The following is a 23458-nucleotide window of genomic DNA, read 5'->3' as shown; positions in this document are numbered from 1 at the left end:
GGCAGCCGCCGCGCTGTTGCTTCAGACGAACTTAGTTGGCCTTGACCACGCGGCCGCCCTTGACCTCGCCGATGACCACTTCCTTCGCGGTGATCGCGTCGTGGTTATCGTGGGTGAACGGCTTGTTGTAGGTCATCACCACGCCTTCGACCGGCGTCTGCAGGTTTTCAAGCGCTTCGCGGATCTTCGGGCCGTCGGTCGAGTTGGCCTGCTTGATGGCCGCGGCCAACAGGAAGATCGAGTCGTAGCCCTGGGCTGCCGACACCGGCGAGTCGATGCGGTTGTTCTTGGGCTTGAACTTGGCCAGGTAGGCGTCGATGAACGCCTTGCGCTTGGGGGTGTCCGGGTCCTGGATGAAGGTCTGCGGCATGCGCGCGCCTTCGCCGTTGGCACCGGAGTTGTCGATGTAGTTGGCCATCGACAGCGTCCAGCTGCCGATGATCGGCACCTTCCAGCCCAGCTTGGTCATGCCGTTGGCGATCTGGGCCAGCTCGGGGCCGATGCCGTAGGTCAGCACGGCTTCGGCGCCCGCGGCCTTGGCCTTGAGCAGCTGGGCCGTCATGTCGACGTCCTTGATGTTGAACTTTTCCACGGCCACGGGCTTGATGCCCTTGGCGTCCAGGGCCTTTTCCAGGTCTTCGCGGCCCAGCTGGCCGTAGTTGGTCGAGTCGGCCAGGATCGCGACCTTCTTGAAGCCGCGGCGGGTGACGGCTTCCTCGACGATCATCGGGGCCTGGATGCTGTCGTGGGCTGCGTTGCGGAACACGTAGTTGTCCGGGTATTCCGGCGCCTTGAACTGGTGCGTAATCACGCTGCCGGTGGCGACGTTGTTGAACACCGGGATCTTGGCGTCCTGGTAGAAGCGCTGCGACGCCAGGGCCACGCCGGTGTTGATGTATCCGACCGTGGCGGTGACCTGTTCCTTGTTGATCAGTTCCTGGGCGATCTGCACGCCGCGTTCGTTCTTGGCCTCGTCATCGCGCTCCACGGCGACCAACTGGCGGCCAAGCACGCCACCGCTCTTGTTGATTTCCTCGATGGCAAGGCGTACGCCGTCGCGCATGCTCACGCCCATGGAGGAAGAGCCGCCCGTATAGGGGCCGGCCACGCCGATCTTGATGGGGTCGGCGGCGTAGCCCGCGGCCGATACGGCAAATGCAAGGGTTCCTGCTAGCAGCTTCAAACGAAAATCCATGGATGTCTCCGTTGTAATTAGTAGAACTGCGTGGAAAACCGTGTGCCGGCGCCTGGCGGCGTGAAACAGGGGGGTGTGGCGGCGCGCTCCTGTGTTGCGTGTTGTGACTGTCTGCTTAATCGCTTACGCGAATCTGACCGGGCGGGGTTTTTCCGTGTAAATACCTAGTACGCGTGCACGGGTTGCGGGCCGGGCGCTGCGACGCAGCATGAAGCAGCAAGGAATTGGGGCGGACGCGGCGCGCAATGCCGGTTTTTGCGCGTGCGGCCATGTTCGGCGCATCCTAGCCAGCGATGCGCCTTGGTGCGCGGAATTTCCTTCCGCCCGGGCCTGGAAATTTATTCCGGCTTGGCCGCCAGGCCGCGTGGCCATTGGGCCGCGCGTTCGCAGACCTCGGCCAGCCATAGGGAAAACGCTTGGACCGGGCCACGCGGCGGTCGCGAGATCTCGGTGCACAGGTGGTACTGCGAGTCGCCGGGCGTTTCGATGTCCAGCACCCGCAGCAATTTGCCCTCGTCCAGCCATTCGGCGGCCAGGGTGCGGCGGGTCAGGGCGACGCCTTGGCCTGCTCGGGCGGCGGCCAGCATCATGCCCAGGTCCACCAGCCAGACCCCACGCGACGGCTCGGGCCAGTCCAGCCCCGCCGCCGCCAGCCAGGGGCGCCAGGGTTCCATCGGGCAGCGCAGCAGGGCGGCATTGGCCAGGTCGGCGGGGCGCCGGAAGGGGCCATGGGCATCACGGTAATCGGGCGAGCAGACCGCGAACACAGGGTCGAACGTCAGCGGTTGCGCATGCAGGCCAGGATATTTGCCGCTGCCAAAGCGGATCCAGGCGTCGGCGTTGGGCGGCATGATGTCCAGATAGGGAATGGACAGCATGATTTCCAGCTCGACCTCGGGATGGGCGGCGGTGAAGCTGGGGAGGGCGGGGATCAGGACCTGGCGGGCGAAGGTGGGAGTGGACACCACCCGTAGCGGTTCCAGCTTGGGTTCGCCGCGTTTGTGCAGCGAGGCGTCGGACAGCAGGTCCAGCGCGGTGCGCACTTGCTCCAGGTATTCGCGCCCCGCGGCGCTGAGGGTGGCGCCGCGGCTGCTGCGGATGAACAGGGACACGTTCAACTGGGCTTCCAGCGCGGCGATGCGCTTGCCGATGGCGCTGGCGGTGACGAACAGTTCTTCGCTGGCGCGCTCGAAAGAGCCCAGCCGGGCGGCCGCTTCGAACGCCTGGATGGCGGCCAGCGGCGGCAGGCGCACGTCTTTGGAAGGGGAGGGTCCGCGCATGATCGTCTGGCGGGCCGGCCATGCGCCCGACGAAAGAGTGGCAACCGGGCGATTATAAAAGTGCTGGGCCGAACAGTCTGTCCCCGTATTCCCTTACACGCCCTTGACCGCCAGGCTGACGGCCAGGCCCGCCATGACTACGGCGATGACGCCGTCCAGCACGCGCCAGGCCGATGCGCTGGCAAAGAAGCGGGCGAACAGGCGCGAGCCGATGCCCAGCACGGCCAGCCACAACAGGCTGGCCGTGAAGGCGCCGGCGGCGAAGGCCATGCGGGCGTCCTCAAAGCCGTGGGCCAGCGAGCCCACCACCACCATGTCCAGCCAGAAATGCGGGTTCAAGAGCGAAAAGCCCAGTGCGCCCAGCATCGCGGCGCGGCGCGAAGGCACGACGTCGCGCGCAGCGGCCAGGCCGCCGGTGGCCGACCAGGCGCGGCGGGCCGATTGCAGGGCGTACCAGGACAGGAAGGCCACGCCGAACCACAGCACGGCCGTTGTCAGCCACGGGAACCAGGCGGTCAGGGCTTGCAGCCCCGAGACGCTGGCAAAGATGAAGACGGCGTCGATCAGGGCGCAGATGGCGACCACCGACAGCAGATGGGCGCGCATCAACCCTTGGCGCAGGATGAACGCGCTTTGCGCGCCCACGACGGCGAACAGGCCCAGCCCGGTGGCCGTGCCGCTGGCCCAGGCGGTGAGGAATAGGGGGGATGACAACGTGGCAAACATGACGCAGAACCTCTTGACTGCAACGCCTTGTGGCGGCGCTTGAAAACCGGGCCGGCAGCGTTGCGCATACCGGCAATGCATCATTTTCGCTTGCAGGGGATATGAAATACAGCTAATTTTCCTTCACTATCTTAAGTAAATCTAATTCTATGAAGATCGATCACGGCAACCTGCGCGCCCTGGCGGCGGTGGTGCGCGAAGGCAGTTTCGACCGCGCCGCGCTGGCCCTCAGCGTGACCCCGTCTGCGGTATCGCAGCGGATCAAGGCGCTCGAAGACCGCATGGGCCGGCTGCTGGTCCAGCGCACCGTGCCGGCGGCCGCCACCGCCGACGGCCAGGTGCTGGTGCAGCTTGCCGAGCAGACGGCGCTGCTCGAGCACGACGCCCTGAACCGCCTGGGCGTGGCGGACGACGACGTGCCGCACGCCAGCATCCCCGTCGCCGTCAACCACGACAGCCTGGAAACCTGGTTCGTCGACGCGGCCTTGCAATTCGCCAGCCGCACCCGTGCCACCCTGGACATGTTGTCCGAAGACCAGGATCACACCGCCGCGCTGCTGCGCAACGGCTCGGTGCTGGGTGCCGTGACGACACTGGCCGACCCTGTTCAGGGCTGCCGCATCCATGCCTTGGGCAGCATGCGATATGTGGCGACGTGCAGCCCGGCGTTTCACAAGCGCTACTTTGCACAGGGCGTGAATGCGCAGACGCTGGCCCAGGCGCCCGTGCTGGTCTTTAACCGCAAGGACGCGCTGCAGGCCCGCTTCGCGCACAAGATCTCGGACCCGACGCCGTGGCAGCCGCCCGTCTGGTGGGTGCCCTCCACCCGCGCGTTCGTGCAGGCCACGCTGGGCGGGCTGGGCTGGACCATGAATCCACTGCCGCTGGTCCAGGAACATCTTGACGCGGGTCAACTGGTCTTGCTGCGGGGCCGCGCCTGGGAGGATGTGCCGCTGTATTGGCAGCATTGGCGGGTAAACTCCGAGGCGATGGAAGCTTTGACCGACTCGGTTCTGTCAGCCGCCCGCAGCCTGGTCCGGCGGCGTTAACCCCATAGGAGAACACCCCATGAACATCCGCAAGTTCGCCGCCGTTGCCGTCCTGGGCCTGTGCGCGGCCGGTTCGGCCTGGGCCAAGGACTACAAGGTTGGCGAGATCGAGGTCGACGACCTCTGGGTACGCGCCTCCGCCCCGGGCCAGTCCAACGGCGCTGGCTATATGGATATCGACAACGATGCCAAGACGCCCGACCGCCTGCTGTCCATCACGTCGGCCGCGGCCGAACGCGTCGAGCTGCACACGGTGGAAACCACGAACGGCGTGTCCAAGATGCGCCAGGTCGAAGCCGGCATCGCACTGCCGGCCGACACCGAGGTCAAGCTCAGCCCGGGCGGCTACCACGTCATGTTCATCAAGCTGAAGGCGCCCTTTGCCGAGGGCGGCACCGTGCCGGCTACGCTGAAGTTCGAGAAGGCGGGCGAAGTCGCGGTGCAGTTCAAGGTCAAGCCGGCGTCCTACAACCCCGGCATGAGCCACGATCATGGCGCGATGAAGCATTGATCCCGGCGGGCGGCCTGGAGGCCGCGCGCATGTAAAAACGGAGCCTTGCGGCTCCGTTTCTGTTTGGGCTTCGGTCCCGCGCCGGTCGGGCGCGGGAGCTTGGCCTGGCGGCCAGGCTGGGCCCTGCGGTTTAGTACAGACCCTGCTGGCGCATCGCGTCGGCCACCTTGACGAAGCCGGCGATGTTGGCGCCGTCCAGGTAGTTGACGTATTCACGCTCGCTGTGGCCGTGGCGCACGCAGTTCTCGTGGATGTCGCGCATGATGGCGTGCAGGCGCGTATCGACTTCTTCGCGGGTCCACGACAGGCGAGCCGAGTTCTGGGCCATTTCCAGGCCCGACACTGCCACGCCACCGGCGTTGCTGGCCTTGCCCGGCGCGTACAGCACGCGGGCGGCGATGAATGCCTTGGCGGCTTCCAGGGTGGCCGGCATGTTGGCACCTTCGGCCACGCACAGCACGCCGTTCTTGATCAGCGTCTGGGCATCGGCCAGTTCCAGTTCGTTCTGGGTGGCGCAGGGCAGGGCCACGTCCACCGGCACGTGCCAGGGGCGCTTGCCGGCTTCGTAGACCAGGCCGAATTGGCGCGCGTAGGTATCCAGGCGACCGCGCAGGTCGTTCTTGATGTGCATCAGCGCCACCAGCTTTTCGTGGGTGAAGCCGGCTTCGTCGACCACGGTGCCGTTCGAGTCGGACACCGTCACGACCTTGGCGCCCAGCGACATGGCTTTCTCGATGGCGTATTGCGCCACGTTGCCCGACCCCGAGACCGACACGCGCAGGCCGTCGAACGATTTGCCGACCCGCTTGAGCATTTCTTCGGCGAAGTAGACGGTGCCGTAGCCGGTGGCTTCCGGGCGGATCAGGCTGCCACCGAAGGTCAGGCCCTTGCCGGTAAACACGCTGGCGGTAGAGTTGGACAGCTTCTTCATCATGCCGGCCATGAAGCCGACTTCACGCGCGCCCACGCCGATGTCGCCGGCGGGCACGTCGGTGTCCGGGCCCAGGTGGCGGTACAGCTCGATCATCAGGGCCTGGCAGAAGCGCATGACTTCGGCGTCGGACTTGCCCTTGGGGTCGAAGTCCGAGCCGCCTTTGCCGCCGCCCATGGGCAGCGTGGTCAGCGAGTTCTTCAGGGTCTGCTCGAAGGCCAGGAACTTCAGGATCGACAGGTTCACCGACGGGTGAAAGCGCATGCCGCCCTTGAACGGGCCGATGGCCGAGCTGTGCTGGATGCGGAAAGCGCGGTTGACCTGCGCCTGGCCCCGGTCATCGGTCCAGCACACCCGGAACTGGATCACGCGTTCCGGTTCCACCAGGCGTTCGAGCAGGGCGTGCTCGGCGTAGTGGGGGTGCTTTTCGATGAAAGGCCACAGGCTCAGCATCACCTCCTGGACGGCTTGCATGAATTCCGGCTGCTGCGGATCGCGCGCGGCGACGCCACGCAGGAAGTCGTCCAGACTCTGCACTTTCAACATGATCTCCTTGGGGGGGCTTCGAATAGGTGCGGGCATGCGCCGTTTTGGGGCGGCTTCTGCCCGTTTTGGTGCGCTTGGCACCGGCTTGGTGCGGAATTGTAGGGCTAATTTGTTGCCCTGCGCAAAGCCGAAAGATGCGCCATCACCTTGATATCAAAGCGCTTTTTTCTTTAATAAATGGTGACGCATAGCGGTTTGGCGGGTGATGGCCAAGGCCTGGTCGCCGCAGGGAAACCCGGGGAGCCTTGAAATCATAGGGGAATTTAATATGTCCCTAATAAATTCGAAGAAGATATTGCGTCGCCGGATCCGGGCTTCATAGGGAGATCCGTGGAGAAATGGCCCTGTACCGGAAATTCTGACTGGATATCAGGTGTTGATATGTCCCTATTATTATTTTGCGAAAAATCAGACGGACGCCCCCTCCGGGCCGTCCGTCCGGCGCCGTTACAGCGTGGCGTCGTAGTCGATGGTCAGCGGCGCGTGGTCGGAAAAGCGTTCGTCCTTATAGATGGCGACGCTGCGCGCCCGGGCGGCGATGCCCGGCGTGGCGATCTGGTAGTCGATACGCCACCCGACGTTCTTGGCCCAGGCCTGGCCACGGTTGCTCCACCAGGTGTATTGGTCCGGGCGGTCGTCGATGGAGCGGAACACGTCCACGAAGCCGCGCTTGTCGAAGACATCGGTGAGCCAGGCGCGTTCTTCAGGCAGGAAACCGGAGTTCTTCAGGTTGCCCTTCCAGTTTTTCAGGTCGATTTCCTTGTGCGCGATGTTCCAGTCGCCACAGATGATGAATTCGCGGCCGGTCGTCTTGTGCTCGTGCATCAGCTGGTCGATCCACGGGCCAAAGCGGTCCAGGAAGCGGTACTTGGCCTGCTGGCGTTCGTCGCCGCTGGAGCCGGACGGCAGGTAGGCGCTGACGACGGACAGGTTCTTCCAGTCGGCGCGGATGATGCGGCCTTCGGGATCGAATTCCTCGCAGTCCAGGCCGCTGACGACGCGTTCGGCCGAATCACGCAGGTAGATTCCCACGCCGCTGTAGCCCTTTTTCACGGCATGGTGGAAGTGACCCGTGTACCCGGGCGGGTGGCGCAGGTCTTCGGTCAGGTCCTCGTCGGATACCTTGATTTCCTGCAGGCAGAGCACGTCGGCGGCGTGCTTTTCCATCCAGGGTTGCAGGCCCTTGCGAAAGGCGGACCGAATGCCATTGAGGTTGATCGACGTGATGCGCAGCAAAGCGGGACTCCTGTAGAGCGGCCGAGGGTGGCCGGAACAATGGCAGGAATTTAACCGACTCGGCGCCGCTGCCAGAGAAAGCCCCCGACACCGGATAAAATGCGGGGGTTTGCCATCTCTCGGACCTTCCTCGCATGTCTGCCGCCCAATCCGCCCATCACGCTTCCGCCACCTCGCTCGAATTCGTCCGCTTCGCCCTGAACGAAGGCGTGCTGCGCTTCGGCAGCTTCAAGGTCAAATCGGGACGCATCAGCCCCTATTTCTTCAATGCGGGTCTGTTCAACAGCGGCGGTTCGGTCGGCAAGCTGGCGGGCTTCTATGCCCAGGCGCTGCTGGATTCGGGCGTGTCGTTCGACATGCTGTTCGGCCCGGCCTACAAGGGCATTCCCCTGGCGACGGCCACCGCCGTGGCGCTGGCCGGCCATCCGGCCATGCAAGGCCGCAGCGACGTGCCGTTTGCCTACAACCGCAAGGAAGCCAAGGACCACGGCGAAGGCGGCACCCTGGTCGGCGCACCGCTCAAGGGCAAGGTCGTGATCATCGACGACGTCATCACGGCGGGCACCTCGGTGCGCGAATCGGTAGAGATCATCCGCACCGCGGGCGCCGAACCGGCAGCGGTGCTGATCGCCATGGACCGCATGGAACGCGCCGGCCCGGACGACGCCCTGTCGGCCCATTCCGCCGTGCAAGACGTGGCCAAGACCTACGGCATTCCGGTAGTGGCCATCGCGTCGCTGGCAGACATCATGGCGCTGCTGCAAGACGATGCCGCGTTTGCCGAGCACCGTGACGCCGTGCTGGCGTATCGGACCAAGTACGGGGTGAAGTAAGCGCGAGTTCGGCAAGACATTGCCGGACGCCGTATCGCACGACCGGTTCTTCGAGCCTGTGGACCGGTTCATGCCCAACGACCAACACGCCGTTGGTTTGTGCAGCCTGCGCCAGACGTTTGTCGAACGTGGCCAGCGCCGCGCCGCGCCATAACGCGAGTTCCAGGTACGAGGCGTCGTAAACGGTAAGTCCGTGTTTGCGGGCGAGCCGCTCGCATTGTGGCAGCCAGGCGGTACAAGGGCGCGATTCGTTGACGACGGGCACGCTGTTCAGCACGGCAGAGAATTTGGCCAGCATGGCTGCCGTGGCCTGTTGCTGTCGCTCGACGCGCAAGGCGCCTTGAGCCACTTCCATTGGCCATATCTGCGGGACAAGGACGGCTTCGCCGTTCAGGCCGTCCAGGATGGCAAACGCCTGTTCGCTGCAGGTTTGGCTGGGCAATCGCAGCCAGCTCAACGCGACCGAGGCATCGAGCACAAGCTTCATTCGCGGACCCCTTTGACGGCGTACCACCATGTGGCTTCGTCGGTGTACGGGATGCCCGGGAACCGTTTCAGTTCTTCTATCGCATTGTGACCCGCTTCGGTCATCAGGGGATTGACCCGCCTGAGCTGCGCTTGCGCCTGACCGTCGTGGGTGATGACAACGAACACGCCATCGTTGGCGGCTTGGATCATTTCGTCGAGCCGTTCCGCAACTTGTTCGCGTGGGATGGATAGGTAGGGGGCGTTCATGGCCAAATCTCCAGTCGGAATCGACCAGATCATTCTTGGCCAAACAAAAGGCCGCGACAAGATGCCGCGGCCCTAGGATTGGTCTGATCTTGCACGCCGCCCCGAAGTCGGGACGGCGCATGGGGATCAGCTGTCCAGCTTCTGCTTGAGCAGGTCGTTGACCTGCTGCGGGTTGGCCTTGCCGCGGGCGGCCTTCATGATCTGGCCTACCAGCGAGTTGAACGCCTTCTGCTTGCCGGCGCGGTATTCCTCGACGATGGCCGGGTTGGCGGCAAGCACCTCGTCGATCATGGCGCCGATGGCGCCGGTGTCGCTGATCTGCTTCAAGCCGCGGGCCTCGATGATGGCGTCGGCCTGGCCGCCGTTTTCGCCTACCCACATGGCGCCGAACACTTCGCGCGCGATCTTGTTGGAGATCGTGCCGTCGATGATGCGGTTGATCAGGGTCGCCAGCGCGGGGGCCTGCACCGGGGAATCGGCGATGGCCTTTTCTTCCTTGTTCAGCGTGGCGGCCACTTCGCCCATGATCCAGTTGGCGGCCAGCTTGGCCTGGCCGGCCGGCAGCGCGTGCGCCACGGCTTCGAAGTAGGCGGCCAGGTCGCGGCTGACGGTCAGTTGCGCGGCATCGTAGGCGGGCAGGCCGTATTCGGATTCAAAGCGGGCGCGCTGGGCGGCCGGCAGCTCGGGCATGGTGGCGCGCACTTCATCCACCCACTCGCGCGAGATGACCAGCGTGGGCAGGTCGGGGTCGGGGAAGTAGCGGTAGTCGTGCGCGTCTTCCTTGCTGCGCATGCTGCGGGTTTCGTCGGCGTCCGCGTCGTACAGGCGGGTTTCCTGGACCACGGTGCCGCCGTCTTCGATCAGTTCGATCTGGCGCCGCGCTTCATGGATGATGGCGCGTTCGAGGAAGCGGAACGAGTTGACGTTCTTGATCTCGGTGCGGGTGCCGAATTCCTTCTGGCCCACCGGGCGCACGGATACGTTGGCGTCGCAGCGGAACGAGCCTTCCTGCATGTTGCCGTCGCAGATGCCCAGCCAGACCACCAGGCTGTGCAGCGCGCGGGCGTAGGCCACGGCCTCGGCGGCCGAGCGCATTTCGGGCTCGGTCACGATTTCCAGCAGCGGCGTGCCGGCGCGATTCAGGTCGATGCCGCTGGCCGCCGAACCATTGGCCAGCGTGAAGTTGTCGTGCGAGGACTTGCCTGCGTCTTCTTCGAGGTGGGCGCGCGTCAGGTTGACGGTTTTTTCTTCCTCGCCCACGAAGAACGACAGCGAGCCGCCCACCACCACCGGCAGCTCGTATTGGCTGATCTGGTAGCCCTTGGGCAGGTCGGGGTAGAAGTAGTTCTTGCGCGCAAACACCGAGCGCGGTGCGATCTCGGCGCCCACGGCCAGGCCGAAGCGGATGGCGCGTTCGGCGGCGCCGCGGTTCATGACCGGCAGGCTGCCGGGCAGGGCCAGGTCGACTTCGTTGGCGTGGGTGTTGGGCGCGGCGCCGAATTGGGTGCTGCTGCCCGAAAAGATCTTGGAGTCGGTGGAAAGCTGCGTATGCGTTTCCAGGCCGATGACGATTTCCCAGTTCATTGTTTAGGCGTCCTGCTGGGCCGGCGAGGCTTTGTGCCAGTCGGTGACTTGTTGGTAGCGGTCGGCGATGGCCAGGAGGCGGCCTTCGTCGAAGTAGTTGCCGATGATCTGCAGGCCGACCGGGCGTTTGGCGCCGCCGTGATTGCCGAAACCGCAGGGGATCGACATCGCGGGCAGGCCGGCCAGGCTCACGCCCAGCGTGTAGACGTCGGCCAGCCAGTCGGCGGTGGGGTCGTCGCGGTTGTCGCCGATGTTCTTGGCGACCGTCGGGGTCACCGGGCCCATGATGACGTCGCACTGGCCGGCATAGGCGCGCTGGAAGTCCTGCGCGATCATGCGGCGCAGGCGCTGGGCCTGCAGGTAGTAGGCGTCATAGTAGCCATGGGACAGCACATAGGTGCCGATCAGGATGCGGCGCTTGACCTCGTCGCCGAAGCCTTCGGCGCGCGAGCGGCTGATCATGTGGTCCAGCCCGTCGTACTGCGTGGCGCGATGGCCGTAGCGCACGCCGTCGTAGCGGGCCAGGTTGCTGGAGGCTTCGGCGGGGGCGATGACGTAATAGGCGGGAATGGCCAGCTCGGTGCGGGGCAGCGACACCGGCACGCGCACGGCGCCCAGGGCCTCGAACTGGGCCAGGGCGGCTTCCACTGCGGCGGCCACGTCCGGCGCCAGGCCGGCGCCGAAGTACTCGGCGGGCACGCCGATGCGCAGGCCCTTCAGGGGCTGGCTGCCGGCGGCGTCGTATCGGGCCTGGGCGGCGTCGAAGTCGCGCCGCACGCGGCCCGGCTCGTTGACGGCGCCGTCGCATTTTTCCAGGCTGGTGGCGTCGCGCGGGTCAAAGCCGCTGATGACGTCCAGCAGTTCGAGCAGATCGCGGCTGCTGGGGGCCAGCGGGCCGGCCTGGTCCAGGCTGGAGCCGAAGGCGACCATGCCGTAGCGTGACACGGTGCCGTAGGTGGGCTTGATGCCGCTCACGCCGCACAGCGCGGCGGGTTGGCGGACCGAGCCGCCGGTGTCGGTGCCGGTGGTGGCGGCCACCAGGCGGGCCGCCACGGCCGCAGCCGAACCGCCCGACGAGCCGCCCGGCACGGCCGAGAGATCCCAAGGGTTCTTCACAGGGCCGTAGGCCGAGTTCTCGTTGCCCGAGCCCATGGCGAATTCGTCGCAGTTCAGCTTGCCCAGCGACACGGCGCCGGCCGCTTGCAGGCGCTCGACCACGGTGGCGTCGAACGGGCTGACGTAGCCGTCCAGCATCTTGCTGCCGGCGGTGGTACGCCAGCCGCGGGTGACGAAGGCGTCTTTGTGGGCGATGGGCACGCCGGCCAGCGGACCGGCGTTGCCGGCGGCCAGCGCGGCGTCGGCGGCGCGGGCCTGGACCAGCGTCAATTCGGCGTCAATATGTAAGAAGGCGTTCAGGCCGCTGGCCGCGTCGGCGGCGGCCAGCGAGCTTTGCGCCAGTTCGACGGCGCTGACCTGGCGTTGGGCGAGGGCCGCGCGCAGGGCGGCGATCCCCTCGAATTGGGTATGCAAGGCGGGTTTCGTCATGGCTTAATCTAGGACCTTGGGAACCAGGAAGAGGCCGTCCTGGGCATCGGGGGCGTTGGCCAGCAGTTCTGCGCGGCGGGCCTCCGAGGCGGTTTCCGTCACGGCGTCCTGGCGCAGGCGCAGCACGATGTCTTCGTGGGCGGACAGGGGGTGGGCCAGGGGTTCGACGCCTTGGGTGTCGACGGCTTGCAGCCGTTCGATCAGGTGGAGGATGCCGTTGAGCTCGGCCTGCGCGTGGGTGCGTTGGTCCGGGGTCAGTTCGATTCTGGCCAGCTTGGCAATGCGGGCCACATCTGTGTCATTGAGCGCCATGGGGATTGCAAATATCGAGAAGCGAAGGCCGAGGGGCGGGACTGGGCAGTATGCACATGCCAATACCGTTACAAAGCTTGAATAGCCTGCATTTATGCGCTATTTCCGGGGAAATTATAAGTTATGATTCACGGTTTAATCGCCGTGATGACAGGCGGACCCGACCTTTCTCGGGTCGTACGCCCCGCGGCATGACCCAATTCCCCCCAGAATTTAGCTGAGCTCCCATGTTCGGATTCCTGCGCAGTTATTTTTCCAGCGATATGGCGATCGACCTCGGTACCGCCAATACGCTGATTTACGTCCGCGGCAAGGGCATCGTGCTCGATGAGCCCTCCGTGGTCGCAATCCGTCATGAAGGCGGGCCTCACGGCAAAAAGATCATCCAGGCCGTCGGCCACGAAGCCAAGCAGATGCTTGGTCGAGTGCCCGGCAACATCGAGGCCATCCGGCCCATGAAGGACGGCGTCATCGCCGACTTCACGGTCACCGAACAGATGCTCAAGCAGTTCATCCGCATGGTGCACCCCCGCAACATGCTGGCGCCCAGCCCGCGCATCATCGTGTGCGTACCCTGCGGCTCCACCCAGGTTGAACGTCGCGCCATCCGCGAATCGGCGCTTGGCGCCGGCGCGTCCCACGTCTTCCTGATCGAAGAACCCATGGCCGCGGCCATCGGCGCCGGCCTGGCCGTGTCCGACGCCAGCGGCTCCATGGTCGTCGACATCGGCGGCGGCACCACCGAGGTGGCGGTCATCTCGCTGGGCGGCATGGTCTACAAGGGTTCCGTGCGCGTCGGCGGCGACAAGTTCGACGAAGCCATCGTCAACTACATCCGCCGCAACTACGGCATGCTGATCGGTGAACCCACCGCCGAACTCATCAAGAAGGAAATCGGTTCCGCCTTCCCGGGTTCCGAAGTCCGCGAAATCGAAGTCAAGGGCCGCAACCTGGCCGAAGGCGTGCCGCGCAGCTTCACGGTCTCGTCCAACGAGATCCTCGAATCCCTGACCGACCCGCTCAACCAGATCGTCTCTGCCGTCAAGATCGCCCTTGAGCAGACCCCGCCCGAACTCGGCGCCGACATCACCGACAAGGGCATCGCCCTGACCGGCGGCGGCGCCCTGCTGCGTGACCTGGACCGCCTGCTGCAAGAAGAAACCGGCCTGCCGGTGGTGGTCGCCGATGATCCCCTGACCTGCGTCGTGCGCGGTTGCGGCGAGGCGCTGGAACACCTTGAGAAACTGGGCGCGATCTTCATCAACGACTAATCCTGCCCGCCAGCCCGGAGCCCCGCTTTTCCACGGCTCCGGCCGCTGCGGGGGCGGCGGGCGCGGGCGCCCGGGCTGAGATTCATGCAACGACAAGGGACTCCCCCCCTATTCAGGCGCGGTCCACCCGCGGAGGTGCGGCTGGTCGTCCTGGTCGCCTTGGCGTTGGCCCTGATCATCATGGATTCGCAATGGCGCATGCTCGAACCGGCACGCCGTGCGGTGTCCGTGGCGCTATACCCCTTCCAGCGCGCCGTCATGGCGCCGCGCGACCTGGTGCAACAGGTCAATGAATGGGTCAACGCGGCCAACCTCATCCGTAGCGAAAACGAAGCGCTGCAACGCCAGCGCATCGAACTGGCCCAGGTGGCCACCCACGCGGCGCAGCTGGCCGCCGAAAACGCGCAATTGCGCCGCCTGCTGGGCGTGACCGACACCGTGGCCCAGTCGGCCGTGGTCGTGGAAGTGCTGTACGAACCCACCAATGCGTTCAACCAGCGGCTGGTCTTCAACAAGGGCAGCAAGGCCGGCCTGGCGCCGGGCATGCCCGTCATCGACGAAGGCGGCGTGGTCGGCCAGATCGTGCGCGTCACCCCCATGACGGCCGAAGCCGCCCTGGTCACCGACGAACAGGTTTCCATCCCCGTGCAACTGCTGCGCAATGGCCTGCGGCTGATTGCATTCGGCGGGAACTCTCCGGGCAAGATGGATGTCCGTTACCTGGCTGCCAATGCCGACATCAAGGAAGGCGATACTATCGTCACCAGTGGCGTCGGCGGCCTGTTTCCCGCCGGCCTGCCGGTGGCCAAGGTAACCTCGGTCGAACGCGACACCGCTTCCGGCTTCGCGCGCGCCGTCTGCGAACCGCTGGCCCACCCTGAACGCTATCGCCACTTCCTGGTCCTGCAGGTGGATGTGGAACGTGCCGAGTCCAACCGTCAGGAGGTCGATTCCGGTGGATCGGACTAATCAATCATCAGGGCAACCCCGGCGCCGCCTGGGTACGCCCAGCAATGTGCAGCCCGAGCGCCTGTCCGGGCCGGCCCACGGCGTGTTCGTCTGGGGCACCATCATTTTGGTCTGGCTGGTGTCGCTGCTGCCGTGGCGGTTGTGGCAGGGCGCGCCCGACGTCCTGATCCTGATCATCGCCTTCTGGTGCGTGCACGAACCGCGCCGCGTGGGTCTGTTCACCGCCTTCTGCTTCGGCCTGCTGATGGACGTGCACGACGCCGGGCTGCTGGGCGAACACGCGCTGTCCTACACCCTGGTCGCCTATGGCGCCGTGGTGCTGCATCGGCGCCTGCAACGCTTCGACCTCTGGAGCCAGGCCATGCACATGCTGCCTGTGTTCCTGATCGCGCGCTTCGTCACCCAGATCATCCATGCCTGGCTGGCCGGCAAGTGGCCGGGCTGGGACTGGGGCATCAGCGTCGCGATCACCGCCGCCCTGTGGCCGCTGGCGGGCTGGGTTCTGCACTTGCCGCAGCGCGGTGCCGACGACGCCGAATCTTCCTCCGCCTGACGGCGGCGCCGCTTCATGTTCGAATTCAAGAAAACCGGCCAGCAGCAGAAGCAGCGTTTCCGCCTGCGCGCCTGGGTGGGCGGCGTGTTCGCGCTGGCCTGCTTCGGTGTGTTGGTGGGCCGGTTCTGGTACCTGCAGGTCGACCGCTACGAAGGCCTGTCCGAGCGCGCCGACCGCAACCGCATCGCGGTGGTGCCGATCCCGCCGCGCCGCGGCGAAATCCTCGACCGCAACGGCGAAGTGCTGGCGCGCAACTACCGCACCTACACACTTGAAGTGGTGCCCGCCCAGGCCGGCAACATGACCGCGCTGTTCGAGCGGCTGACGCAGGTCGTCTACATCAGCCCGGCCGACCAGCGCCGCTTCAAGCGCCGCGCGGCTGAATCCAGCCGCTACGCCAGCCTGCAGCTGCGCAACAACCTGAACGAAACCGAGGCCGCCTGGTTCGCCGCGCATGCCTTCCAGTTCCCGGGGGTCGAGCTGCGCGCCCGCTGGGTCCGCGAATACCCGCAAGGCGTGTCGGCCGCCCACGTGGTGGGCTACATCGGCCGCATCGCCGAAGGCGACAACGAAGAACTCGAACGCGCAGGTCTCCTGGGCAATTACCGTGGCACCGATGTCATTGGTAAGAAAGGTATCGAAAAAACCTGGGAAGAAGCCCTGCACGGCCGCACCGGCCTGGAAGAAGTCGAAGTCACCGCCGGCGGGCGCCCCATGCGCACGCTGCGCCGCATTGACCCCGTGCCCGGCTCAGACATCATGCTGTCCATCGACCTGGGCCTGCAGAAGGTGGCCGAAGAGGCCTTCGAGGGCCAGCGTGGCGCGCTGGTCGCGATCGACCCGGACACCGGCGAAGTGCTGGCCTTCGTGTCGCAGCCGTCGTTCGACCCCAACCTGTTCGTCGACGGCATCGACGTGGACAACTGGCGCATGCTGAACGAATCGCCGGACCACCCGCTGATCAATCGCCCGCTTTACGGCACCTATCCCATCGGTTCGACCTACAAGCCCTTCGTGGGCCTGGCCGCGCTCGAACTGGGCAAGCGTCGCGCCACCGACCGCATCTCCGACCCGGGCTACTACGAATTCGGCGGCCAGAAATTCCGCAATGCCGGCGGCGCGGCCTACGGCATGACCGACATGCACAAGGCGATCGTGGTGTCCTCCGACACCTACTTCTATTCGCTGGGCCCCGAAATCGGCGTGAACGCGCTGCACGATTTCACCAAGCAGTTCGGCTTCGGCCAGATCACCGGCATCGACCTCGAAGGCGAGAAGCGCGGCGTGCTGCCGTCCACCGACTGGAAACGTTCCGCCTACAAGGACAAGGACCGCCAGCGCTGGTACGCCGGCGAAACCATTTCGGTGGCCGTGGGCCAGGGCTACAACGCCTTCACGCTGCTGCAGCTGGCCCAGGGCACGTCCACGCTGGCCAACAACGGCCTGTACCGTCGGCCGCACCTGGTGCACGCGGTACGCGACCCGCGCACCGGCGTGGCCAAGCCCACCGAGTCCGCGCCCGACTACCGCATCCCGCTCAAGCAGGCCAACGTCGATGTCATCAAGAACGCGATGGCCGACGTGGTCCGTGCCGGCACGGCCCGCCGCGCCTTCGCCAACGCGCCGTACCAGGCCGCCGGCAAGACCGGCACCGCCCAGGTGTTCAGCCTGCGCGGCGGCCACTACCGCGCCAGCGCCATCGACGAACGCCTGCGCGACCACGCCTTGTTCATGGGCTTCGCGCCGCTCGAACACCCGCGCATCGCCGTCTCGCTGATCGTCGAGAACGCTGGCTGGGGCGCCAGCGTGGCCGCCCCGGTCGCCCGCAAGGTGTTCGATTACTGGCTGGCCAAGGATCGGCAGGACAAGATCGTGCGGCCGGACCGCAACGCGCCGTTGGCCACCGTTGAAACCATTACTTCCGACGTGGTGCGCCGACCATGAAGCGTCTCGGCCTGATCCTGTTGCGCGTCTTCACGGCTTTCGACTGGCCGCTGCTGGCCATCCTGATGATGTTCGCCGCGCTGGGCCTGACCGTCATGCATTCGGCGGTGGGCGGCACCGATTGGCGCTTCGCCGAACAGTCGCGCAACTTCATCATCGCGTTCTTTGCCATGTGGATCATGGCGCTGATCCCGCCCAAATGGCTGATGAAGCTGGCGCTGCCGTTCTATGTGGTGGGCGTGGTGCTGCTGCTGGGCGTGGAATTCTTCGGCGAGACCAGCAAGGGCGCGACGCGCTGGCTGAACCTGGGCGTGACCCGCATCCAGCCCTCTGAAATGATGAAGATCGCCGTGCCCATGATGCTGGCCTGGTACTTCCAGCGGCACGAGGGCGCCGTGCGCATCCGCGACTTCCTGGCCGCCGCCGCCATGCTGGCCGCGCCGTTCGGCCTGATCGTGCTGCAACCCGACCTGGGCACCGCGCTGCTGGTGTTCGGCGCCGGCTTCTTCGTCATCTACTTCGCCGGCCTGTCATTCAAGCTGCTGGTCCCGGTGATGCTGGCCGGCATCATCGGCATCGGCACGCTGGTCTACTACGAAGACCAGCTCTGCGAACCCGACGTCAACTGGGTCGTGCTGCACGACTACCAGAAGCACCGCGTCTGCACGCTGCTCAATCCCAGCTCCGACCCGCTGGGCAAGGGCTTCCACACGATCCAGTCGATGATCGCGGTGGGCTCGGGCGGCGTGTACGGCAAGGGCTACATGAAGGGCACGCAGACGCACCTGGACTTCATCCCCGAACGCACGACCGACTTCATCTTCGCGGTCTACGCCGAGGAATTCGGCCTGTATGGCGGCATCGCAATTTTGGTGCTGTACGGCCTGATGATGGCCCGCGGCCTGACGATCGCCTCCCGCGCCTCGTCCCAATTCGGCCGCCTGCTATCCGGCGCGCTGACGATGATGCTATTCATCTACGTGTTCGTGAACGTCGGCATGGTGACAGGCATCCTGCCCGTGGTGGGCGTGCCACTCCCCTTCATGAGCTACGGTGGCACAGCCCTATTCACCATGGGCATCGCATTCGGGATCATGATGAGTATTAGTCGGCATAGGTCGGTTAAGACTTAAAGGCGTTGTCTTCGTAGGTCGCCGAGGGCGAGGGGCTTCGTGGTGGCGGGCGCCCACGATTGCGGTCCGGAGCCTTCGCTCCGGACTTGCCTAGGCGGCCCCCCCCTTCGTCATCTTCGTCCAGGCCTTCGGCCTTCCCTCTCAAGAAACTCCCGTCAAGCTGCTGATTTGTTTGGGGTTTTTTCACGGAGTCTCGGGAAGTGGCGTGAGGCTATAGCCCATCGCCTGGGCGCGCTTGGTCAAGTGATGCATGACGCGCTGCTTGTAGCGTTCCTCGTAATACAGCTCTCCCTGGTCGACATATTCGGTGCCTTTGGTGAGCATGGCGTAGATCAGACGAGCCAACTTGTGGGCCGCAGCGGTGATGGCGCGAGGCTTGTCCAGGCGTGCGCACAGCCGTCGGTAATAGGCACCCAAGGCCGACTGGCTTGTTCGCAACGCAGCGGCGGCCAGGCGCAGGGCTTGGGCGGCGCGGTTTGGCGAGCGCTTGGTGGCGCTGCTCAGGACCTTGCCCCCGGAGATCCGTGTCCCCGGGCACAACCCGAGCCAAGAGGCGAAGTGCTTGGATGTGGGGAAGCGGGTCATATCAGGCCCGACCTCGGCCAGGACTTTGAAGGCGGTCATTTCATCGACCCCATTGATGCGGGTCAGGTCCACGCCGCACAGGGCGAACAGGTGCGTGCGCAGGTCGAAGGCCATGGCCTTCTTGGGCCAGCGACGCTGGGACTTGCCTGGGTCGCCGTCATGGCGCTGTAGCTTATGCAGCTCAGTCTGGATGAGCTGATCGCACTCATCGAGCTGGCTCTGATACGCGTCGTACAGGGCAAGTGCCTGGCGTAGCGCAAACAGGTGCTCATGGCGCCAGGTCCCTTGCAGGGCTGCGGCGATATCGTCTTCGCTGGCCTTGACCTGGCGCTTTTTAAGGCGGGCCAGGACGTGGGGATCACGCTCGCCGGCCACGATGGCGCGGATGATGGCCTGGCCGGTGACCCCGACGACGTCCGAGAGCACTTGGGTCAACTGGATGTTCATCTGCGTGAGCGCCTTCTGCATGTGCTGCACGTGGCGCACCTGTGAGGCCAGCAGCATCTGGCGTTGGCGCGAGAACTCGCGCAAGACGCAGATCTGGTCCGAAGGCCGGAAGGCGCTGGCCAGCAGGCCGTAGCTCATGAGCTGTTGCAACCACTGGCAGTCCAGGACGTCGGACTTGCGGCCGCAGACGTTCTTGACGTGCCGGGCGTTGACCAGATAGACAGTAAAGCCCTGGCTGTCGAGCAACTCGTACAAGGGGATCCAGTAGACGCCGGTGGACTCCATGGCGACCGCGGTAATGCCGCAGTCCTTGAGCCACTGCGCCAGGCGATAGAGATCGGCAGTAAAGCTCTTGAACTCACGAACGGGCTGCTCATCGCGGTCGGCAGGCACGGCGACAAAGTGACTGGCCGAGCCGATGTCGATGCCTGCGGCATCGGGGTGGGCCAGGGTTAAGGGTGCAACAGACTTGCGCAGGGACATGGCTTGCTCCATGATCACAAACGGAATGCCGCCAGGCATGGGTACGTCGTTGTACTCACTCTCTCAAACGGGATGTACGCGCTATGCGTGTGCTCACCAATGTCGGTGACGTCACCCGGGGCCATGCTTCAGAACGGGCGTGCGCTAACACGCACCACTGGAAGGTCGGTCTTTACTTGGCGGCATTCCACCTTGCCACAGCCGATGCCACGGAGAAAGTTTCTTCGTCACGGGTGTCGTGCATGACGACTATTGGGCTTCAGATTCCCTCGGGCGCATCGAGGTTGCCCGCCACCACGAAGCCCCTCGCCCTCGGCTACGAGTGTGCAGAAATGGCATGCCGCTAGAGCGGGGTGGGGCGGTGGGGTTTGCGTCGCTCGCCCCAGGCCGGCCGCGCGGGCGGCCTTTTGGGGCTTTCGCATTGCGGTGCGTCGTGACGGTGTTCGCTGCGCGCTGATGGTGGTGGTGCTCGATGCTGCTTGCGCGTCAGGCGCATAGCCCGCAGTGCTACGACGCAAGACGGCGTGTAAGCCCCAAAAGGCCGCCCGCGCGGCCGGCCTGGGGCGAGCCCCGCAAGATCTCTCTCTTCCCCCCGCCGCTGGCAAAAACGCCAAGCACACTGACCGTCCCGGCATCCGGCAAATTGCAACTGCTGTGAGCCTGTTGCGTTGGGGGCTTGGGAGGGCGGGGCGTGTAGATGCGCCCGAGGGAATCCGTAGGAGTCGCCGAAGGCGAGGACGAGGATGACGAAGGGGCAGTCCGGAGCGAAGGCTCCGGACCGCAATCGTAGCCCCGCCCTCCCAAGCCCCCAACGCAACAGGCGGCTCAAGAACCCCTGAGCCGCCTGTACACAACAACCACAAAACAAAAAACCTACGGCAACGCATCCCCCACACCCAGATCCGACGCCAGCGTCTTCAACCCGTCCCAGATGCGGGAGTCGAATTCCAGGGAGTCTGCGTTCAGGGCGCGGTTGCGGGCTTCGTATTCGCCGGGGTATTGGACGCCGTCCACGCCTGGTTGCGGCGGGCAGGCGTGCAGGTAGTCGATGAACGCGCCCACTTCCATCGAGCGCCAGTCCGTATTGAAGTCCACCTGCGGGTCCAGCAGCAGCGCGAACATATTGTTCGTCGCCACCCCGTTGCGCGGATGTTCCGGCTGGATCGTGCCGCCGCCCGACAGCACGCCGGCCAGCAGTTCCGCTACCAGGCCCATCGCGTAACCCTTGTGGCCGCCGAACGGCAGCAGTGCACCCGGCGGGTCCGCGAACAGCGCGTTCGGGTCCGTCGTCGGGTTGCCCTGGGCGTCGATCAGCGATCCCGGCGGGGCTTGCTCGCCCTTGGCGGCCAGCACCCGGGCCTTGTTCACCGCGATCGAACTTGTCGCCATGTCCACGATGAACGGCGGCCGGCCGCCAGGCAGCGGGCCGGCGAAGCACAGCGGATTCGTCGTCAGGCAGGCGCGGGCGCCGCCGAACGGCGCGACTGTGGGGGCGCGGTTGATCACGTTGGTGAAGGCCAGCAGGATCAGGCCCTTGGCCGCCACCATCTCGCCATAGTGGCCCATGCGGCCCAGGTGGTGGCTGCGGCGCAGCGTCAGGATGCACTGGCCGTGTTCCTGCGTGCGTTCGATCGCCTTTTCGATCACGACCTTGCCCACGTGCTGGCCCAGGCCGTTGTGGCCGTCGTACGCCAGCATCGCGCCGCGGTCGTTCAGCAGCTCGGGGCGGCCGTCGGCTTGCGCCAGGCCGTCGCCCAGCACGCGCCGGTAGTTCGTCAGGATCGACAGGCCGTGGCTGGTGTAGCCGACCCGGTCGGACTCCACCAGATGCTCGGCCACGTCGCGGGCGATGTCTTCCGGCACGCCTTGCGCGACCAGCACGCGGCGTCCGAATTCATTGGCTTGGGCGATAGAGATTTTCATGATGCGGCCTCCTTACAGCCAGCCCAACCAGCGCCAGTAGGTCATGCCCATCAGGATCATCAGCGCGTAGCCGATGAGGGTGACCAGGATGCCCACCTTGGCGAACTGCTTGGCATTGAAGGTTTCCGTGCCCAGGCACACCATGTTTTGCGGGGCGTTGATCGGCAGGATGAAGCCGTAGCTCACCACGAAGCCCAGCAGCATGGTCATGCCCAGCCGGCTGAAGTCGCCCGGCAGAGTGGCCAGCACCGAGATCAGGATCGGCAGCATGGCCGAGGTCAGCGCCGTGGCGCTGGCGAAACCCAGGTGGATGATGATCAGGAACGCGGCCAGGATCGCGAAGATCGCCAGCGGTCCCAGGTGATCCAGGCCCGTGTGTTGCACGACCTGGTTACCCAGCCATTGGCCGGCCTGCGTGGTCAGCAACGCGGTGCCCAGACTGATGCCCACGCCGAACACGATCACCGTGCCCCATGGGATACGCGATTGCACGTCTTTCCAGGTCATCACGCCAAAGCGCGGCAGCATCAGCAGCACCAGGCCGAAATAGGTGGTCGACGTCGTGTCGAAGCTGTGCAGCTTGCCTTCGGTGGACCAGAACAGCAGCAGCATCACCGACACCGCCATCAGGCGCTTTTGCGCGCCGGTCATGGGGCCCAGTTCAAGCAGCGATTTTTCGACGGCTTCCTTGCCCCCCGCGATGCTGTCGCTTTCCGGCGGCAGCAGCTTGAGCACAATGATGATCAGCACGGCCGACATGATCAGCGACCACGGTGCGCCGGCGATCAGCCAGTCCGACCAGGCCACGCGCTGGCCCAGCATCTTTTCCATGAAGCCGACCGTCAGCAGGTTCTGTGCGGCGGCGGTCTGGATGCCGACGTTCCAGATGCTGGTGGCCTGCGCCACGATGATCATGATGCCGGCGGCGATGTTCGAGCGCTTGTCCACGCCGAATGCGGCGATGACACCCATCATGATGGGCACCACGGCGGCGCTGCGGGCGGTGGCGCTGGGCACCACCAGGCTCAGCACGATCGTCACCGCGATACATCCGATCAGGATGCGGCGCGTGCTCGTGCCGACCTTGGACAAGGTCACCAGCGCGATGCGCCGGTCCAGCCCGGTGAACGTCATGGCCGCGGCGATGAACAGCGCGCCGGTGACCAGCGCCAGCGCCGAGTTGGCAAAGCCCGTCAGCGCCATGCTGATGGCGGCGGACGTGCCGTACAGCACGCCGGGGTCTTTGATTGTCGGAGCCGTACCCAGCAGGAAGGCCATCAGCGTCGTGATCATGATCGCGCTGGCTTCGTAGGACACGGCTTCGGTAATCCAGACCACCACCGCGAATGCCAGGATGGCCAACATGCGGTGGCCGGCAACCGGCAGGTCGGCCGGCAAGGGCAGCATCAGCACGCCGATCATCACGATGAAACCGGCGATGAGTCCGATTGGGATTTTTGCTTTCTTTGGGGCTTGCGAGGCAGGGACAGCGGCTGGCGCAGTCATATCCATCTCCGGTTGAGGTCAAACTGACGGCACGTCGCAACCAGGCCAGGGGCGTGATCAAAGCGAAGTGCCGACGCTACAGAATGATCGTGACGGCATTAAGGAAAACCCGTATTGATATGGGTCAATCCGGTGGAGATTCGTGCTTGTGGAAAACCCAT

The 23458-nt window shown here is 65.3% G+C and carries 21 protein-coding genes; 8 read left to right on the top strand and 13 right to left on the bottom strand.

The window, feature by feature from the left end; all coding sequences use genetic code 11:
- Positions 1–31 precede the first annotated feature (31 nt).
- The 3 genes from ACUDP5_RS28015 to ACUDP5_RS28005 all read right to left on the bottom strand — a co-directional run bounded on the left by ACUDP5_RS28015 (position 32) and on the right by ACUDP5_RS28005 (position 3201).
- A complete protein-coding gene (locus tag ACUDP5_RS28015) occupies positions 32–1195 on the bottom strand; it encodes an ABC transporter substrate-binding protein (RefSeq protein ID WP_183005367.1) in 1164 nt (387 codons plus the stop codon).
- Between the two features lie 338 nt (positions 1196–1533).
- The gene (locus ACUDP5_RS28010) at positions 1534–2475 is read right to left on the bottom strand and encodes a LysR substrate-binding domain-containing protein (RefSeq protein ID WP_263914826.1); all 942 of its coding nucleotides are present in this window, start codon (positions 2473–2475) and stop codon (positions 1534–1536) included.
- Positions 2476–2568: 93 nt separating this feature from the next.
- Positions 2569–3201 (bottom strand): LysE family transporter, encoded by a 633-nt coding sequence (locus ACUDP5_RS28005; RefSeq protein WP_263914827.1) that lies wholly within the window; start codon positions 3199–3201, stop codon positions 2569–2571.
- A 149-nt stretch (positions 3202–3350) separates the two neighbouring features.
- On the opposite strand from ACUDP5_RS28005, the gene ACUDP5_RS28000 reads away from it, so the two are divergent.
- Both ACUDP5_RS28000 and ACUDP5_RS27995 read left to right on the top strand, forming a co-directional pair.
- The gene (locus ACUDP5_RS28000; protein ID WP_263914828.1) at positions 3351–4250 is read left to right on the top strand and encodes a LysR family transcriptional regulator ArgP; all 900 of its coding nucleotides are present in this window, start codon (positions 3351–3353) and stop codon (positions 4248–4250) included.
- Positions 4251–4269: 19 nt separating this feature from the next.
- Entirely contained in the window at positions 4270–4761 is a 492-nt protein-coding gene (locus ACUDP5_RS27995; RefSeq protein WP_445657782.1) for a copper chaperone PCu(A)C, read from the top strand.
- A 130-nt stretch (positions 4762–4891) separates the two neighbouring features.
- Here ACUDP5_RS27995 and gdhA read toward each other — a convergent pair whose 3' ends face one another.
- Together gdhA and ACUDP5_RS27985 are read right to left on the bottom strand one after the other, a co-directional pair.
- The gene (gene gdhA, locus ACUDP5_RS27990) at positions 4892–6238 is read right to left on the bottom strand and encodes an NADP-specific glutamate dehydrogenase (RefSeq protein WP_263914830.1); all 1347 of its coding nucleotides are present in this window, start codon (positions 6236–6238) and stop codon (positions 4892–4894) included.
- Positions 6239–6685: 447 nt separating this feature from the next.
- Complete coding sequence (locus ACUDP5_RS27985) at positions 6686–7474, bottom strand: exodeoxyribonuclease III (RefSeq protein ID WP_263914831.1); 789 nt, start codon at positions 7472–7474, stop codon at positions 6686–6688.
- 134 nt (positions 7475–7608) lie between these two features.
- Between ACUDP5_RS27985 and pyrE the strand changes: the two genes are divergently transcribed.
- Positions 7609–8307, top strand: a complete 699-nt coding sequence (gene pyrE, locus ACUDP5_RS27980; RefSeq protein WP_445657781.1) for an orotate phosphoribosyltransferase — start codon at positions 7609–7611, stop codon at positions 8305–8307.
- Here the strand turns inward: pyrE and ACUDP5_RS27975 are convergent.
- The 5 genes from ACUDP5_RS27975 to gatC all read right to left on the bottom strand — a co-directional run bounded on the left by ACUDP5_RS27975 (position 8222) and on the right by gatC (position 12483).
- The gene (locus ACUDP5_RS27975) at positions 8222–8794 is read right to left on the bottom strand and encodes a type II toxin-antitoxin system VapC family toxin (RefSeq protein WP_445657780.1); all 573 of its coding nucleotides are present in this window, start codon (positions 8792–8794) and stop codon (positions 8222–8224) included. The genes pyrE and ACUDP5_RS27975 overlap by 86 nt on opposite strands.
- On the bottom strand, positions 8791–9042 hold the full coding sequence (locus ACUDP5_RS27970) for a hypothetical protein (protein ID WP_025136567.1): 252 nt from the start codon (positions 9040–9042) through the stop codon (positions 8791–8793). Before ACUDP5_RS27970 ends, ACUDP5_RS27975 begins: the two co-directional genes overlap by 4 nt.
- A gap of 126 nt (positions 9043–9168) precedes the next feature.
- On the bottom strand, positions 9169–10626 hold the full coding sequence (gene gatB, locus ACUDP5_RS27965; RefSeq protein ID WP_445657779.1) for an Asp-tRNA(Asn)/Glu-tRNA(Gln) amidotransferase subunit GatB: 1458 nt from the start codon (positions 10624–10626) through the stop codon (positions 9169–9171).
- A 3-nt stretch (positions 10627–10629) separates the two neighbouring features.
- A complete protein-coding gene (gene gatA / locus ACUDP5_RS27960; protein ID WP_445657778.1) occupies positions 10630–12171 on the bottom strand; it encodes an Asp-tRNA(Asn)/Glu-tRNA(Gln) amidotransferase subunit GatA in 1542 nt (513 codons plus the stop codon).
- Positions 12172–12174: 3 nt separating this feature from the next.
- A complete protein-coding gene (gatC, locus tag ACUDP5_RS27955) occupies positions 12175–12483 on the bottom strand; it encodes an Asp-tRNA(Asn)/Glu-tRNA(Gln) amidotransferase subunit GatC (RefSeq protein ID WP_263914836.1) in 309 nt (102 codons plus the stop codon).
- 227 nt (positions 12484–12710) lie between these two features.
- Here gatC and ACUDP5_RS27950 point away from each other — a divergent pair, with 227 nt between their 5' ends.
- The 5 genes from ACUDP5_RS27950 to rodA all read left to right on the top strand — a co-directional run bounded on the left by ACUDP5_RS27950 (position 12711) and on the right by rodA (position 18353).
- A complete protein-coding gene (locus tag ACUDP5_RS27950) occupies positions 12711–13754 on the top strand; it encodes a rod shape-determining protein (RefSeq protein WP_006216320.1) in 1044 nt (347 codons plus the stop codon).
- Positions 13755–13838: 84 nt separating this feature from the next.
- Positions 13839–14723, top strand: a complete 885-nt coding sequence (gene mreC, locus ACUDP5_RS27945) for a rod shape-determining protein MreC (protein WP_445657777.1) — start codon at positions 13839–13841, stop codon at positions 14721–14723.
- Positions 14710–15276: a rod shape-determining protein MreD gene (mreD, locus tag ACUDP5_RS27940; protein ID WP_263914837.1), complete on the top strand. Its 567-nt coding sequence runs from the start codon at positions 14710–14712 to the stop codon at positions 15274–15276. Before mreC ends, mreD begins: the two co-directional genes overlap by 14 nt.
- A gap of 15 nt (positions 15277–15291) precedes the next feature.
- Positions 15292–17220, top strand: coding sequence for a penicillin-binding protein 2 (gene mrdA / locus ACUDP5_RS27935; protein ID WP_445657776.1), 1929 nt, complete (start codon positions 15292–15294; stop codon positions 17218–17220).
- A complete protein-coding gene (gene rodA / locus ACUDP5_RS27930; RefSeq protein ID WP_025136560.1) occupies positions 17217–18353 on the top strand; it encodes a rod shape-determining protein RodA in 1137 nt (378 codons plus the stop codon). The genes mrdA and rodA overlap by 4 nt, the downstream gene beginning before the upstream one ends.
- A gap of 183 nt (positions 18354–18536) precedes the next feature.
- On the opposite strand, the gene ACUDP5_RS27925 is transcribed toward rodA, so the two are convergent.
- From ACUDP5_RS27925 to ACUDP5_RS27915, 3 genes are all read right to left on the bottom strand, one after another.
- A complete protein-coding gene (locus ACUDP5_RS27925; RefSeq protein ID WP_445657682.1) occupies positions 18537–19868 on the bottom strand; it encodes an IS110 family transposase in 1332 nt (443 codons plus the stop codon).
- 873 nt (positions 19869–20741) lie between these two features.
- Entirely contained in the window at positions 20742–21791 is a 1050-nt protein-coding gene (locus tag ACUDP5_RS27920; protein ID WP_263914839.1) for an Ldh family oxidoreductase, read from the bottom strand.
- A gap of 12 nt (positions 21792–21803) precedes the next feature.
- Entirely contained in the window at positions 21804–23297 is a 1494-nt protein-coding gene (locus ACUDP5_RS27915) for an anion permease (protein WP_263914840.1), read from the bottom strand.
- Positions 23298–23458: the final 161 nt, after the last annotated feature.

Source organism: Achromobacter sp. NCFB-sbj8-Ac1-l, assembly GCF_052695805.1.
Note: the sequence above shows the minus strand (reverse complement) of the source record. Positions and strands in the feature narration are given on the sequence as shown.